Origin of the sequence: Campylobacter concisus (assembly GCF_902460535.1) — a bacterium.
Lineage (GTDB): Bacteria > Campylobacterota > Campylobacteria > Campylobacterales > Campylobacteraceae > Campylobacter_A > Campylobacter_A concisus_AS.
Map to the genome: position 1 here is coordinate 217,702 of NZ_CABPTV010000002.1, position 14,988 is coordinate 232,689.

The window sequence follows — 14,988 nt, forward strand, 5'->3', positions numbered from 1 at the left end:
GGCAGGCAGTCAGCTCTTTGCCATCATAGCCGGGCTATTTGCATAGTAAATTTTAATGGCAGCCGCAGCCACAACCACATCCGCCGCTTTGTTTTATAGCGTCAAAAACGGCGTCGTAGTTTGGCTCCTCGGTCACTTCAGGGACGATTTGCTTGTGGATGATGACGCCATCTTTGATGACAAAGACCGCTCTTGCAAGCAAGCCTTTTAGCGCCCCGTCACTCATCAGCATGCCGTAGTTTTGGGCAAATTCTCCGTATCTAAAGTCACTTCCCACGCGCAAATTTGCTATGCCCTCAGTCGTGCAAAATCTCCCCATCGCAAATGGCAAGTCGTTTGAGATGATGCTAAGTTTTACTCCGTGTTTTCCAGCTACTTTTTCGTTAAATTTACGTGCTTCTGCCGCGCAAACGCCAGTATCTAGTGAAGGCAAGCAGACAAGCACCTCTATGCCGTTATTTCCGCCCACGCTAAATTCGCTAAGATCTTGCGCTACGACTCTTGCCTCAGGCGCATAAGAGCCGACAAATAGCTCGTTTCCGATTAAATTTACCTCACTGCCTTTAAATTTTGTAGTTGCCATGATTTCTCCTTATTTTTTAGCTTTTTTAAACGCTTGATCAAGGTCGGCTATTAGATCATCGACATTTTCGATGCCGATGGCTAAACGAAGCAAATTTTGCTTTATGCCGATCTTATCTAGCACCTCTTTTGGATATGCCTCGTGCGTCATCGTTGCAGGCCTGCAGATAAGGCTCTCTACGCCGCCAAGGCTCACTGCTAGATCAAAAATTTCTAGCGCTTTTACAAATTTATTTACATCATATTTTTCATCAAGCTCAAATGAGATAAGAGCGCCGATATCGCTTGCTTGAGCTGCTTGCATCTTTGCCTCTTGCTCGCTATATGAACCAGGGAAATGCACCACGCTAACGGCGTCACTATCCTCTAAAAATTTGATGATTTTATGGGTATTTTGCGTTTGTCTGTCAAACCTAACGCTAAGAGTTTTAAGCCCACGTATTAGGTAGTATGCGTCCATCGGACTGATGATGCCACCAAGCGTATTTTTAGCAAATTTGATCTTTTCAGCCAAAGCATCATCGTTTAGCGTGACGATACCAGCGATCACGTCAGCATGTCCGCCGATATATTTTGTGGCGCTATATACCACGATGTCAGCTCCGTGCTCAAGCACTTTTTGATAGTAAGGCGTCAAAAATGTATTATCCACGATGACTAGAGCGCCCTTTTTGTGAGCGATCTTTGAAATTCTAGCGATATCAGTCACTCTTAAGAGAGGATTTGAGGGAGTTTCGATGAAGATAGCTGCCACGTCGTCGCTTATGTCATCTTCGCTTAAAAAATTTAGATCATCTATAAATTCGCTCTTTATGCCGTGACTCTCAAAAACAGTCGTGACATACCTATAAGTGCCACCATAGACGTTGCTATTTAGCAGGACTTTTTGCCCTGTTTTTATAAGGCTAAGTGCAGCTGCTGTTGCTGCCATGCCTGAACCAAAGCTAAATGCGTATTTGCTACCTTCGACTTTAGCAAAGATATCATCAAATGCTTTTTTTGTAGGGTTGTTGCCACGTGAGTAGGCAAATTCTTGAAAATTTTCAAGGTCATCTTGCACGAAGGTGCTAGCTAAAAATACTGGCGGAACGACCGCTTTGTTTGGGTTGTTTTTGGCTTCGATGCCTTTTACGACGAGAGTGTCTAGTTTCATAAATTTCCTTTTTAAAAATTTACGAAATTTTACATGATAAAAATTAATTTTCCCCAAACCCACCCAAAATATAGCCAAACCAGTAAGTGGTAGTAAAAGTGCTTTTTAAAATTACATTTGTAAGATTGCTAAGACTAAATTTAAGCTTTTGCTTGGTCTTCGCAAGCTGCCAATGTATGGTTTTTTACTCGCTTTTGGCTAAATTTTTACCATAAATTTTACTCTACTAGTTCAACCGACCAGTTTGCCTCCTGAAGCTTCATCTCAAGCTCTCTTATCTCTTTTGAAAGCGCATCCACTTGCTTTTGAAGCGCGGCCACATCGACTGTGCTTAAAATTTTGATCTCGCTATTTGAGTAAAGATCCACTTTTTGACTAGCACTCGTGGCAAACTCCCTAAGCACGTTTGCTTTTAGCGTTAAAGCGTCCTTTTTAGCGATCATCTCAGTGAGGCTCATGCCATCAAATTTAGCACTTGAGTTTGTTAAATTTATAGAGCAAATGAGCCTAAAAAGCTCGCTTGTTAGCTTGTCAAGCTCTTTTAAAAGAAGCTTTGGATCCTCGCTTGGACTTTCATTTTCCTGCGTTTTTGCATTGCTAAGTAGCCTAACTTTTAGCTGTTCGATGCGCTTTTGCGTGTCAGATCTTAGGATGAGAGCCTGAGCTAGTTTCATCATTTTTCCTTTTTGGGTATTAAATTTTTAAATCATCTTAGTATCTTTTGGGTTATAATTGATTTAAAATTTTATTTAAGGAAAAGCTATGAAGTACGATTTTGACACATTAGTAAGCAGAGAAGGTACAAACTCATCAAAATGGCGTATGAAAAATGACGTTTTGCCGATGTGGGTTGCAGATATGGACTTTAAGGCTGCACCTGAGATCTTAAGCGTCTTGCAAAAGCGCCTTGATAACGGCGTCTTTGGCTACTCGTTCATCCCAAAAGAGTGGAACGAGGCGATAAAGAGCTGGTGGCAAAGACGTCACAACGTGAGCTTAGAGAACGAATGGATGTGCTTTTGCACTGGCGTCATACCGGCCATCTCGACTGCTATTAGGAGATTTAGCAGTCCAGGAGATCAAATTTTAGTGCAAGCGCCTGTCTATCACGTCTTTTTTAACTGCATCAAAAACAATGGACGTGAAATTTTATCAAACGACCTTGTTTATAAAAATGGCTCTTATGAGATCGACTTTGAAGATCTCGAGGCAAAGCTAGCTCAGCCACTAACTACTATGATGCTTCTTTGCAACCCTCACAATCCAATAGGCAAAATTTGGGACAAAGAGACGCTTAAAAAGATAGGCGAGCTTTGCTATAAGTACGATGTTTTGGTTATCAGCGATGAAATTCACTGCGACATAACTGACCCTGGGCTAAACTACGTGCCATTTATCAGCGTTAGCGACGAGTGCAAAAACAACTCCATCACGTGCATCTCGCCTACAAAGGCCTTTAACATAGCTGGCCTTCAAAGCTCGGCAGTCATCACGCCAAATGAAAAGATCAGATCAAGGCTAAATGCTGCTATCAACTACGATGAGGTCGGCGAGGCAAATGCCTTTGCGATCATCGCCGCAATCACCGCTTTTAACGAGGGCGAGGCGTGGCTTGATGAGCTTAGAGAGTATCTTTTTGAAAACAAAAATATCGTCGCAAACTTCATAAAAGAGCAAGGCTTACCAGTGAAGCTCTTGCCATCAAGTGCGACTTATCTTTTGTGGCTTGACTGCAGTGCGTTTTGCGAGGATTCGAGTGAGTTTATGAATTTCTTGCGTGATAAAGCTGGACTTTGGCTAAATGACGGCAACGCTTACAGAGGAGATAGATTTTTCCTTCGTATGAATATCGCAACGCAGCGTGAGAGGGTGCTCGAAGGGCTAAAACGCTTGCAAAATGGTATAAATTTATACACTTCAAAGAGATAAATTTTGGCTGGGTGGCTTTGGAATTTAAGCCGCCTTTGTCTGATACAAAATATCTACTGGGGCATTTTTGACCTCACACATTTCTTAAAGATCAAAGTAAGTTTTCTGATAAATTTAAAGTCTAGCGAGCCTATGCTTGTTTTTGGTTACTTTAAATTTAAGCATGGAGTTGCTTGGTCGTAGTAAGAGAGGTCGTAAAGCCAGTTTTTGCTATTTTTGATATCTCTCTAGCATGCCTTGGAGCGTCAAAAGAGTGTCATGGCCGCGTTTGGGAATTAAGTAGCTTTCGCTCATAAATTTAGTAGTTTAAATTTGAAAGAGAGAAATTTAAGAGCGAGATAGTCATGCCGATCTTGATTTACATTAAAATTAAGCAAAGCTGTTAATGCGAATACTTGAGTTTATTTTTCAAGCACCAAAGAGTGTGGTCATCTCGAGTTCAAAGCGACTTTTTAAATTTAAAGACGCGATATCCATTTTGGTTTTGTGGTGATAAATTTAAAGTGAAAGTGACCCAAAGAAAATAGAGCAGGCGACAAAAACAAGCATTTTACGCCTTTTGAGGTAGCAAATATCGCGCCTCCTTATCATTAAATTTAGCAATAGAAATTTGAGAGCGAAATAGTTTGTGCTAGTTTTAAATTTAAGCGAATGTCACTTGCCAGAACAAGAATTTGAGCCGTTTAAAATCGTATTATCTTTCAAAAAGTGATTTTGCTAATAAATTTGATGATTTTAAAGTTTATATAAAAACAGAAATTTAAAGATGAGTTAGCTTATGCTGGTTGTAAATTTATAAAAAGGTCATTTGCTAAAGTGGGAATTTACGCTCTCGTTTAAAATGATAAATTTGATAGTTAAATTTGAATAAAAGTAGAAATTTTAAGGCGGGAAAGTCCCGCCAGATATTACTTATGTAGCTCTTTTGTGTAAAACTCAACTGAGCCAAGACCCTCTTTTAGCGCCCACTCGTAAGCTTTGCTTACAAATTCCCAGTTTATGTTCTCATAGAAAGTCTCTAGGTATTTTGGACGAGCGTTGAAGTTGTCGATGTAGTAAGCGTGCTCCCAAACATCAACGACTAGAAGTGGCACTTTGCCGTCGCTCACTGGAGTTTTTGCGTTGCTAGTTTGCACGATTTCTAGCTTTTTGCTGCTTGGATCAAATACAAGCCACGCCCAGCCTGAGCCAAAAAGCGTTGTAGCTGCCTTTAAAAACTCTTCTTTAAAGTTTGCAAAATTTGCCTCGATCGCAGCTTTTAGCTCACTTGACATCTCGCTTTTTTTAGCGATGCAGTCCCAGTAAAAGTCGTGGTTATAAACTTGAGCGACGTTGTTGTATAGGCCGCCTTCGCTATTTTTTAGGATTTCGTAAAATGATGCGTCAGCAAATTTTGTATCTTTTATGAGATTGTTTAAATTTGCAACATAGGTCGCGTGGTGCTTGCCATAGTGGTATTCACAGGTCTTAGCACTTACTACTGCATTGGCATTTGCGTCAAACGGAAGTTTTCTTAGTTCAAACATAATAATTCCTTAATAATAAAATTTGTTATCTCGCATTATAGCCACAAAATATTAACAAACAAAATCTCTTAAAATTTAACCCAAAAATAGGGCTTTTATAAAAGCTAATTTTTTCATTTATAAAAGATGAGCAAATTTTCTTTATAAATTTGTGGTTAAAAGAGTGAAATTTATATCCTAAAAGAGCAAATTTGGCTTTGTAAAAGAGAGAAAAGTAAATTTAAATTTCTCTAAATGTAAAAAATAATATAAAAATATGTGTAGAAAAGTAACAGATAAGCACTATAAAAATGATAAATAAATTTTTACGTTAAATTTACAAAGCAAAAACTATCCATTTTAGATCAAAAATGTTACAAAAATACACATATAAAAATAAAGATATGTGAATTTATGAAACAAAATTTCTAAATTTTTATTTTTGAAATTTATAATGCACCTATCAAAACTATTACAAAGGATGAAAGATGAAATTCTTACAAGCTTTACTTTTTACATGTGCCATCAGTGGCTTAGCATTTGGTGCTGATAAGGTCTATACGATCAAATTTGCTCACGTTGTCGCAGCTTCTACGCCAAAGGGCAAGGCGGCTGACTTTTTTGCAAAGCGTGCTGAGGAGCTAAGTGGCGGCAAGATAAAAGTTCAAGTCTTCCCATCAGCGCAGCTACTTGATGATGATAGAGTTTTTGGTGCGCTAAAGCTTGGCAACGTTCAAATGGCAGCTCCAAGCTTTTCTAAATTTACACCTATCGTGCCGCAGTTTCAGCTATTTGACCTGCCTTTCATCTTTAAGGATGCAGACCACCTTCACAAGGTTCAAGATGGCGCAGTTGGCGAGGAGCTAAAAGGCCTTGTGACTAAGAAAGGCTTTGTAGCGCTTGATTACTGGGATGCTGGTTTTAAGCACTTTAGCTCAAGTAAAAAACCGATCCTTGTGCCAGAAGATGCAAAAGGACAAAAATTTAGAATCCAAAGCTCAAAAGTGCTTGAAGAGCAGATCAAAGCGATCGGTGGCAACCCACAAGTTCTGCCATTTTCAGAGGTTTATTCTGCGCTTCAACAAGGCGTAGTTGATGCGACTGAAAACCCACTATCAAATTTCTATAACTCTAAATTTCACGAGGTTCAAAGCTCTCTTACGCTTTCACACCACGGATATCTAGGCTATCTAGTTGTTATGAGTGATAAATTTTGGAACAAACTACCAGATGATCTAAAAGCAAATGTAAAACAAGCTCTAAGCGAGGCTACAGCTTACGAGAGAGAAGAGACAGCTAAAGAGGACGCTCACGTCATAGCCGAGCTTGAAAAATATATAGCAGAGACTAAAAAGCTAGAAATTTTCAAGATAGACGACGCACAAAAAGCCGAGTGGGAGAAGACTATGCAGGCTATCTATCCTAAATTTTACGATGTCATCGGCAAAGAGCTTATAGAAAAAACAATCGAGACAAAATAATGAAAAATTTCATTAACGCTCTTGATATATTGATAGTCTCGCTCAATAAGACTATCGCCGTTTTAGGGCTAGCTAGTGGAACGCTACTAGCCTTTGCCAACGTCGTGGCTAGATACTTTTTTGACAAAAGCTGGTCATGGGCGAGCGAGCTATCAAACTACTTATTTATTTGGTCGGCGTTTTTTGCCGCAGCGTATGGCTTTAACAAGGGCATCCACGTGAGCGTAACTATCTTGGTGGAGAAATTTCCACCAGCGCTTGCAAAGGCGTGCCTGCTCTTTTCGCACATTTTAACAACTGTCTTTTTGATATTTATCGCGATTTATTCGGTTGATTATCTTAAAATTTTGCACGAGATCGAGCAGATGATAATAGACCTTGGCATACCTCAATGGGTCCCTATGCTAGTGCTTCCAATAGCCTTTGTCACAGCTAGCTACCGCTCGGCTGAAAAGGCTATCAAAGTAGCTCTAACTCCAGCAGCAAAGGTCGTAAGCAACGAAGCGCACGAGCTAGCTCATGGTAGCGTAGTCAAAGACTAAGGAGAAAAAAGATGACAATAGCATTTTTATTTATCCTGCTTTTTGCACTGATGCTAATAGGCGTGCCAGTCGCGGTTTCGCTAGGCACAAGCACCGTTTTAACGATGATATTTTTTACAGATATCGACATCGCTACGATCCCGCAGCTAATTTTTGATGGTATCAATAAATTTTCGCTAATGGCGATCCCGATGTTTATCTTGGCTGGAAATTTACTAAGCAAAGGCGGCTCAGCAAGGCGTATCATCGACTTTGCAAAGTCTATGGTCGGACACTTGCCAGGTGGCTTGCCTATGAGTGCGATATTTGCCTGCATCATCTTTGCAGCTGTCTCTGGAAGCTCACCTGCGACAGTTGTGGCTATTGGTTCAATTATGTTTGCAGCGATAAAAGAGGCTGGCTATCCAAAAGAGTACGCAGTGGGCGGCATAACTACGGCTGGCTCGCTTGGAATTTTGATACCACCTTCAGTTGTTATGATAGTTTATGGCGTAACGGCAGAGGTAAGTATTGGCAAGCTCTTTATGGCAGGCGTTGTGCCAGGTCTTATGCTTGGTGGCATGATGCTTGTGCAAACCTACGTTGGCGCAAAAAAGCTTGGATTTAAAGCGACTAAGGCTGAGCCACTTAAAGTAAGAGTGCAGAAATTTGCAAAAGCATTTTGGGCACTTCTAATCGTCGTTGTGGTTATTGGTGGAATTTATGGAGGCATATTCACTCCGACTGAAGCTGCTGCAGCAAGTGCGGTCTATGCGCTATTTATCTCACTTTTTATCTATAGAGATATAAAGATAAGAGACCTTTGGGATATCTGCCTAGACTCAGCCCTTACAACAGCTATGATATTTTTCATCATCGCAAACGCCGTTGTTTTTGCCTATTTGCTAACTAGCGAGCAGATCCCGCAAGCGATCGCTTCGATGATACTTGATGCAAATATCGGCATGATAGGATTTTTGATATTTGTAAATATCTTGCTCTTTATCATGGGTCAGTTTATGGAGCCTTCAAGCGTTATCATGATCATGGTGCCGCTCTTACTACCGATAGCTACGCAGCTTGGCGTTGATCCTATACACTTTGGCATCATCTTGGTTGTAAATATGGAGATAGGTATGGTCACTCCGCCTGTTGGACTAAATTTATTTGTCGCAAGCGGTCTTACAAATATGAACTTAAAAGAGGTTATCATGGCGTGCTTGCCATGGACGCTAACCTTGTTTTTTGGTCTTATCTTGGTTACTTATATACCACAAATTTCACTTTGGCTACCAAACATAATGTATGGACATTAAAATTTAGAGGCCCAGGCCTCTAAATTTATCCTCTTGGATCGTAATCTGCACTCATAACGATATTTTTACCATTTCGCTTACCAACGTAAAGTAGCTCGTCAGCTTGCTTGATCATACGCTCGATATTTACCTCAGTGTTGCCACTATGCGCCACGACACCAAAGGTCATCGTCGCTATGATCCTATTGTTTTCAAATTCAACGACATTTTGATTAAGTGTCTCTCTGATACGCTCTAAGATGCTAACTGCTTTTGCCTTTTTAACATCAAAGATAACAGCTAGAAATTCCTCTCCGCCAAATCTTGCAACCCTATCTTCATTTCTAAAAGCGTTTTTGAAAATTTTAGAAAGGCTCTTTAGCACTTCATCGCCTGCTCCGTGTCCGTAGGTATCATTTATCTTTTTAAAGTTATCGATGTCACACATCACGATAGCAAAGTCATTGCCGTCAAATAAATTCTTTTGTCTAAAAATTTGTTGCATCGAAGCGCGGTTTAAAAGCCCAGTTAGTGGGTCGTGGTTAAAGACAGCCTTAGCAGACTCTTTCTCTTTTAAGATGCCTAAGAATATAAATAAATTTGAGCTCTCTAGTAAAAATGATGTTAGGACGGCAAACACGCAAGATGCAGTTAGGTTAAATACAAAAAATATCTCTTTATATAAAGTATCATCTTTTACTGGTATATCTATCACTAGATAAAAAAGCAAAAATGCCGCGATATCTAGCAAAGAGATAAGTCTGCTTAACATTTTAAAACTAACTGATAAGAAAAAGAGGCTAATTGTTGATGTTAAAAATAAAATTTCAAAGCCCCAGCCCAGTCCAAGGATAAAGACGCAAAGTGAGGCATGGAGTAAAATTTCTGCTTGCAAGATAAACATCACGATCTTGTTATTCTCTTCGCTATCAAAGAGTATCTTTAGTGCAAAAAGATATATGCTAACAGATAGGATGTTTGCCACAGTTAAAATTTCTTCGCCCATGAGGCAAAACATAACTAGGTAAAAAACATGTACTAATAGGGCTGAAGAGACGATGATTTTGTGTGAGATATAAAGTGAAAGTTTAGGCATTGCCATAGTCTAAATGTCCTTTTTTTAATATGGCATATTCTATACGGTCTTTGCCATTTTTCTTACCTTCATATAGCTTTTTATCGGCTATATTTATCACCGTATCCATATCTATATTTATACCACTTGCGCAAAGAACTAAACCAAAGGTCATGGTTACTGAACTTTTGTCAGGCAGTTTTACCTGCGCTATCCTTGTGCCAAGTCTGGTTTCTACTTTTTTTACGTCTTCAGTTTTAACATCGGGCAAGATAACTAGAAATTCCTCTCCACCCCACCTACAAATGACATCATTTTCTCTAAATGTATCTTTTAAAGACAGCGCTATCTCTTTTAAAACCTTGTCACCCCAGTCGTGTCCGTAGGTATCGTTTATCTTTTTGAAGTTATCTATATCTCCTAGCATAACGACTAAATTCGTATCACTACTATTTTCTCGAAGCTCTATAAGCTTATTTTTTAGTGTATTTTCTATTGAGCGTCTATTAAAAAGACCGGTCAAAAAGTCATACATAGAAATTCTCTCTATATCTTCTTTTTCTTCACTGATCTGTTTATAGCCACTAGATGCGATCGCATCAGCAAAACTAGATAATCTAAAAACAAGTAAAAAAGTAAATGCAACACTTAAACAGATGATAAAGCGTTGAATTTGTTCAGAAACTACCACCGAAGAATCTTTATATGAAAAATAGAGCCACAAAAGCACTAAAAGCTCAAGGATACTAATCAAATATGTAACTATCTTTTTATTAAACGCTAAAAAGTAATTGATAAAAATTACTCCAAGTATAGTTATCCAAATGCCACAGTTCCAGCCTATATTAATAACGCCAGCAATAACAACAGCAGTTGTATTTATATGGAAAAGGGCTGATATTAGATACCTTTTTTTAACGTCAAATTTTAGCCTTAATGGTATATTTATGCCAAAAAACAAGAGACATATAAAAACAATCAATAGGCTTTCACCAAAAAAACCAAATACTAAAATAGCAATTAAATTACTTAATATCGCTACGTTTAATATCGTTTTGTAAATGTCATCGATAGCCTTATAGCTATCTTGCTCTATAAATTCCTGTACCAAGCATCCTCTCCGTTAATTTCGTCCATTAAATTTAATTAGACCATTTTAATACGAGTCGTAACTATCCTCATCCTCATCGCTATCTTCATAGTTGTAGTCATTTTCGTCGTAGTTATAGTCATAGCTATCGCTACTATCCTCATCCTCGTCGTTAAATTCAGAGTAGTCTTCTTCTACCTCTTCGTAGTCAAAATCATCACTCATTTTTCTCTCCTTAAATTTTATCTTTGATATTTTCGATATACAAGCTTTGGCTTGGGAATGCAAAATTTAGACCATTTTGCTTTAAAATATCCATAATTTTTAGCATTACATCTTGTTTTACGTCTAAAAAATCTCCCCAAACGATAGTTTTTGCAAAGCAATAAACTAGGATATTTATCGAGCTATCAGCAAAGTCATCAACCACGACAAATAAATTTGACTTATATCCAGCGTAGTCATCAACTGAGACTATGTTTTGTCTATATTTTAGCCCTCTTTTATTAGCTGCGATATCTTCGCTTTTAGCGATATCTGGGTGATTTATCAGCATATTTTTGATGTCATTTACACATTTTTTGATCTCTTCTGTAGTTGGACCATACTCGATGCCAATAACCATTCTTATGCGTCTTCCGACCTTTCTTCTGCTCCAGTTTCTAACAGGATCGCTTGCTAGCTTTGAGTTTGGCACGAAGATAAGGGCATTATCAAAGCTTCTAACAGTTGTTTTTCTAAAGCCTATCTCAACGACTGTGCCCTCGATATCACCACAAACTATCCAGTCGCCTTGTGAAAATGAGTTGTCAAAGAGCATCATGACAGAGGCAAAGAAGTTTGCGATGATGTCTTTAGCAGCGAAGGCAACAGCAAGACCACCGATACCAAGTGAGGCGATGAGCGCTGAGATATCAAAGCCAAGCTTTTGAAGGATCAGTAAAAGTGTGATGATTAGCACGATCACATAGATCACTTTCAGTGCTAGGTTTATCACCTCTTTGCGCTTGCTTTTTTGCGCGATTTTGTCGATTATAGCGATACCGTAGCCATTTAGTATGGTTAGGACAAGCCATGAAAATGCGACTATATATATGATAGAAAAGATATTTGCTACCATTAGAGGTACTGGCACTGGGTAAAATCCAACGCCGATACAGATGTTTAGCGCATAGATGATAAGAAGTGCTGAGATCGGCTTTTTCACGATATCAACGATCTGATTTTTAGCCTCTTTTACCCCTTCGCCTGAAGCGACGAGTGACATCACCCAGTAGGTGAGCTTGGCTAAAATTCTAGTTAGCGAGACGAAAAATAAAAATATCGCAACGATAACAACGATCTTGCCGATGTTAAATTTACTTGAATTTATGTCAGTTGTTTTGTTTATGTATTCGACTGCATCGACTAAATTTAGCTCAGACAAGAGCATGCTTGAGCTTAGAAGATCGGCGTTATTTTTAAGGTAGGTTAAAATTTCTTCTTGCGTCTCTTTTTTCAGCTCAAGGTCAAAAAAGGCGTTGTCATAAGAGCCTGAAGTGTCATTTAGTGAGTCTTTTAGATCTTTTATACTCACATAAGAATTTGTCTGTAAATTTAAAAGGCCATTATCTATCACATCTCTTATAGAATTTGCCTTAGCCCCCTTTTTAAAGACCTCTTCAAGGCTGACAAGCGCTGAGTAATAAGCAGAATCAACCTTCATCTTCTCAAGCTCGATGGCGCTTTGGATGTAGGCATCCTTGTTTGACTGCTTTTCTAGTCTAGCTACCTTTTTCTCTAGCACCTCTTTTTGCAGATTGTATTTATTGATATCGCTTTGGGTTAATTCGATCTGCATGATATAGTTTGGTATCTTTTCTAAAAGATCGCTCTTTTTCTTTTGAAGAGTGATCAAATTTGAGTTATCAACCTTTGAAGCGTTTATATCTTTTTGTTGAGATTTTATGATATTTATCTGGCTGTTTATGGTTTGAATTTGATTTGTTATGCTGACGATATCGTCTTCTTGCGTTACGTTGTTATCAGCGCCAAAAAGAGTTATGAAAGAAAGCAGGATAATGGCTAGAAATTTACGCATTTTCGCCTCTTTTATCCGCTAGAAGCTTAAATGTGCCCTCTTTTAAATCGTAGCTAAAAATTTCGCCAGTTTCTATGATGTAGTGCCAGCCGTAAATTTGAAGCTTGCCGCTTTCATACTCCTCTTTTACATTTGGATAGGTCATTATGTTTTCGATCGAGTTTATCACGTTTAGTCTCTCGGTTAGCCATGCCATTTTGGCTGGATCGTCGCTTGTAAATTTAAGCACTTCTCGCTTGATAGGCTCGATTAGCCTGATCCAGTTTCTAACGTTTGGAGTGTTTTTAAGCTTCTTTTCATCCACATAAAGTGCTGCGCATCCGCCACAATCAGAATGCCCGCAGATGATGATGTTTTTTATGTTTAAAACTTCAAGCGCATACTCAATCGCTGAAGTAGTCGCCAAAAACTCTTCACTCACTCTATATGGTGGCACGATGTTTGCGATATTACGCACCATGAAAAGCTCGCCTGGTAGGCAGTTTGTTATCAAATTTGGCACGACCCTTGAATCCACACATGATATGAAAAGCGTGTGCGGATCTTGTTTGTGTTGCAGACTTTTAAAGAGCTCTTCGTGCTCTAAAAAGCCATCTTCCATAAATTTTACTGCACCTTCAAGTATTGAATCATCCATAAAATTTATCTCCATTTTTTATATTTTTATCGCGATTATAGCAACTTTTATTTAATCAAAAAAATGCCCTTTAAAACGGACTTTAAACTAATATTTTTTATTAAACTTCTTTTTATATATTGTTTAATTATTTTAGGCTAAACTCACCGAAAAAATTCATAAGGAGAAAAAATGAGTTTGTATGATAGAAACTACGCTAAGCAAAATCAAGAAGAGCTTGCGTATTCTCAAAGCTCACTAAGCACTTTTATAAAACAAACTTATCAACTTTTTGCAGCATCACTACTTTCAGCTACTGCTGGCGCTTATGTAGGTATTAGCATTGCTGGCGTTTTTGCGGCAAATAGATTTTTGTTTTGGGGACTTGTGATACTAGAGTTTGTGTTACTTTTTGGTCTAATGGCGGCTAAACGCAAAGAGGGATTAAATTTAATACTTCTTTTTGCATTTACATTTGTAAGTGGTCTTACGCTAACTCCGCTACTTTCAGCGATCCTTGCTATGCCAAGTGGCGCTAGTATCGTAGCTCAGGCATTTGGTTTGACAACGGTTGCATTTGGTGCATTAAGCGTCTTTGCGATGAATACAAAACGCGACTTTACAACGATGGGCAAGATGCTATTTATAACTTTGATAGTTATCGTTGTGGCAGCGATCATCAACATTTTCGTTAAAAGCACGATGTTTCAACTTGTAATCGCAAGTATTTCATCGATCTTATTTAGCGCTTACATACTTTTTGATACACAAAATATCATCCGTGGCAACTACGAGACACCAGTTGAGGGCGCAGTTGCTTTGTATCTTGATTTTGTAAATTTATTTACATCATTACTACAAATTTTAGGCATTTTTAATAGAAATGACTAATGATGAGCGCATCTACCGAGTGATAGATGCGAATCTAAATAGGCTAAAAGAAGGGCTTCGCGTCGTTGAAGATATAAAAAGATATGTCTTTGATGACGCCAAGCTCGCCTATAAGATAAAATCTCTCCGCCACAAGGCAAAGATCCCACAAAAAGAATTTTTAAAATTTAGAAATTCACAAAACGACGTCCTTAAAACCAGCACAAAAAGCGAGCAAGAAAGATCAAATTTAGACGAGATCATCACTGCAAATTTCAAGCGTGCCCAAGAGAGCGCTCGCGTGCTTGAAGAGTGCTTTAAGCTTATAAATTTAGATCAAGCTGAGCTTTTTAAAAGCATAAGATACGAGCTTTATGAGCTTGAAAAAGAACTTTAACTAAAAATTTAAATCTTTTCTTGTATAATCGCAAACTATTTAAAAAATTTAAAGGAAATTTCGTGAGTTTAATATTTTTAATCTTGCAATTTGTTCTAGCTGTCGTTATCACGATCGCAGTTTTACTCCAAAAGAGCTCATCTATCGGTCTTGGAGCATACAGTGGAAGCAACGAGAGCCTTTTTGGAGCAAAAGGACCAGCTGGGTTTTTAGCTAAATTTACCTTTGTGGTAGGCGTTTTGTTTATCCTAAACACACTTGCACTTGGATATTTTTACAACAAAGATCTAAAACGCTCTATCGTTGATAGTGTCGATAGCAAATCTCTAGTCGTACCAAAATCAAACGACGTGCCAGCAGCTCCTAGCGCACCACAAAATCCAGTAAAATAACA

At 38.5% G+C, this 14,988-nt stretch carries 17 protein-coding genes; 8 read left to right on the forward strand and 9 right to left on the reverse strand.

Annotated elements, in window-relative coordinates; genetic code table 11:
* Nucleotides 1–52: 52 nt before the first annotated feature.
* The 3 genes from tpx to FZ945_RS02715 form a co-directional block, all read right to left on the reverse strand.
* Nucleotides 53–583 carry a thiol peroxidase gene (gene tpx / locus FZ945_RS02705; RefSeq protein WP_148802326.1) on the reverse strand — a complete coding sequence of 177 codons (531 nt, stop codon included), beginning with the start codon at nt 581–583 and terminating at the stop codon, nt 53–55.
* A gap of 9 nt (nt 584–592) precedes the next feature.
* Nucleotides 593–1,735, reverse strand: a complete 1,143-nt coding sequence (locus FZ945_RS02710) for a trans-sulfuration enzyme family protein (RefSeq protein ID WP_148802328.1) — start codon at nt 1,733–1,735, stop codon at nt 593–595.
* A gap of 218 nt (nt 1,736–1,953) precedes the next feature.
* Nucleotides 1,954–2,409: a DIP1984 family protein gene (locus FZ945_RS02715; RefSeq protein WP_148802330.1), complete on the reverse strand. Its 456-nt coding sequence runs from the start codon at nt 2,407–2,409 to the stop codon at nt 1,954–1,956.
* An 88-nt stretch (nt 2,410–2,497) separates the two neighbouring features.
* Here FZ945_RS02715 and FZ945_RS02720 point away from each other — a divergent pair, with 88 nt between their 5' ends.
* Together FZ945_RS02720 and FZ945_RS02725 are read left to right on the forward strand one after the other, a co-directional pair.
* On the forward strand, nt 2,498–3,664 hold the full coding sequence (locus FZ945_RS02720) for a MalY/PatB family protein (RefSeq protein ID WP_148802332.1): 1,167 nt from the start codon (nt 2,498–2,500) through the stop codon (nt 3,662–3,664).
* 3 nt (nt 3,665–3,667) lie between these two features.
* Nucleotides 3,668–3,847 carry a hypothetical protein gene (locus FZ945_RS02725; protein ID WP_148802334.1) on the forward strand — a complete coding sequence of 60 codons (180 nt, stop codon included), beginning with the start codon at nt 3,668–3,670 and terminating at the stop codon, nt 3,845–3,847.
* Between the two features lie 725 nt (nt 3,848–4,572).
* On the opposite strand, the gene sodB is transcribed toward FZ945_RS02725, so the two are convergent.
* A complete protein-coding gene (gene sodB, locus FZ945_RS02730; protein ID WP_012140576.1) occupies nt 4,573–5,190 on the reverse strand; it encodes a superoxide dismutase [Fe] in 618 nt (205 codons plus the stop codon).
* Between the two features lie 467 nt (nt 5,191–5,657).
* Here sodB and FZ945_RS02735 point away from each other — a divergent pair, with 467 nt between their 5' ends.
* Genes FZ945_RS02735 through FZ945_RS02745 form a run of 3 tightly spaced genes read left to right on the forward strand, consistent with a single transcriptional unit; the run spans nt 5,658 to nt 8,487 of the window.
* Nucleotides 5,658–6,650 carry a DctP family TRAP transporter solute-binding subunit gene (locus FZ945_RS02735; RefSeq protein WP_002941552.1) on the forward strand — a complete coding sequence of 331 codons (993 nt, stop codon included), beginning with the start codon at nt 5,658–5,660 and terminating at the stop codon, nt 6,648–6,650.
* Nucleotides 6,650–7,192 (forward strand): TRAP transporter small permease, encoded by a 543-nt coding sequence (locus FZ945_RS02740; protein WP_148802336.1) that lies wholly within the window; start codon nt 6,650–6,652, stop codon nt 7,190–7,192. Before FZ945_RS02735 ends, FZ945_RS02740 begins: the two co-directional genes overlap by 1 nt.
* An 11-nt stretch (nt 7,193–7,203) precedes the next feature.
* Nucleotides 7,204–8,487 (forward strand): TRAP transporter large permease, encoded by a 1,284-nt coding sequence (locus FZ945_RS02745; protein WP_103615308.1) that lies wholly within the window; start codon nt 7,204–7,206, stop codon nt 8,485–8,487.
* 25 nt (nt 8,488–8,512) lie between these two features.
* Here FZ945_RS02745 and FZ945_RS02750 read toward each other — a convergent pair whose 3' ends face one another.
* From FZ945_RS02750 to FZ945_RS02765, 5 genes are read right to left on the reverse strand one after another with little or no spacing between them, the layout of a single operon-like run.
* Entirely contained in the window at nt 8,513–9,568 is a 1,056-nt protein-coding gene (locus FZ945_RS02750) for a GGDEF domain-containing protein (RefSeq protein WP_187424152.1), read from the reverse strand.
* Entirely contained in the window at nt 9,555–10,652 is a 1,098-nt protein-coding gene (locus FZ945_RS02755) for a GGDEF domain-containing protein (RefSeq protein ID WP_148802338.1), read from the reverse strand. Before FZ945_RS02755 ends, FZ945_RS02750 begins: the two co-directional genes overlap by 14 nt.
* A gap of 45 nt (nt 10,653–10,697) precedes the next feature.
* Nucleotides 10,698–10,856, reverse strand: a complete 159-nt coding sequence (locus FZ945_RS09750; RefSeq protein ID WP_002941615.1) for a hypothetical protein — start codon at nt 10,854–10,856, stop codon at nt 10,698–10,700.
* 10 nt (nt 10,857–10,866) lie between these two features.
* Entirely contained in the window at nt 10,867–12,711 is a 1,845-nt protein-coding gene (locus FZ945_RS02760; protein ID WP_148802340.1) for a mechanosensitive ion channel domain-containing protein, read from the reverse strand.
* A complete protein-coding gene (locus FZ945_RS02765; protein ID WP_021086289.1) occupies nt 12,704–13,348 on the reverse strand; it encodes a carbonic anhydrase in 645 nt (214 codons plus the stop codon). Before FZ945_RS02765 ends, FZ945_RS02760 begins: the two co-directional genes overlap by 8 nt.
* 171 nt (nt 13,349–13,519) lie before the next feature.
* Here FZ945_RS02765 and FZ945_RS02770 point away from each other — a divergent pair, with 171 nt between their 5' ends.
* The 3 genes from FZ945_RS02770 (at nt 13,520) to secG (ending at nt 14,986) form a co-directional block, all read left to right on the forward strand.
* The gene (locus FZ945_RS02770; RefSeq protein WP_002941542.1) at nt 13,520–14,218 is read left to right on the forward strand and encodes a Bax inhibitor-1/YccA family protein; all 699 of its coding nucleotides are present in this window, start codon (nt 13,520–13,522) and stop codon (nt 14,216–14,218) included.
* Complete coding sequence (locus FZ945_RS02775) at nt 14,211–14,594, forward strand: thiamine-phosphate pyrophosphorylase (RefSeq protein ID WP_107929979.1); 384 nt, start codon at nt 14,211–14,213, stop codon at nt 14,592–14,594. Before FZ945_RS02770 ends, FZ945_RS02775 begins: the two co-directional genes overlap by 8 nt.
* A 62-nt stretch (nt 14,595–14,656) precedes the next feature.
* Nucleotides 14,657–14,986, forward strand: a complete 330-nt coding sequence (gene secG / locus FZ945_RS02780; protein WP_021089287.1) for a preprotein translocase subunit SecG — start codon at nt 14,657–14,659, stop codon at nt 14,984–14,986.
* Nucleotides 14,987–14,988: the final 2 nt, after the last annotated feature.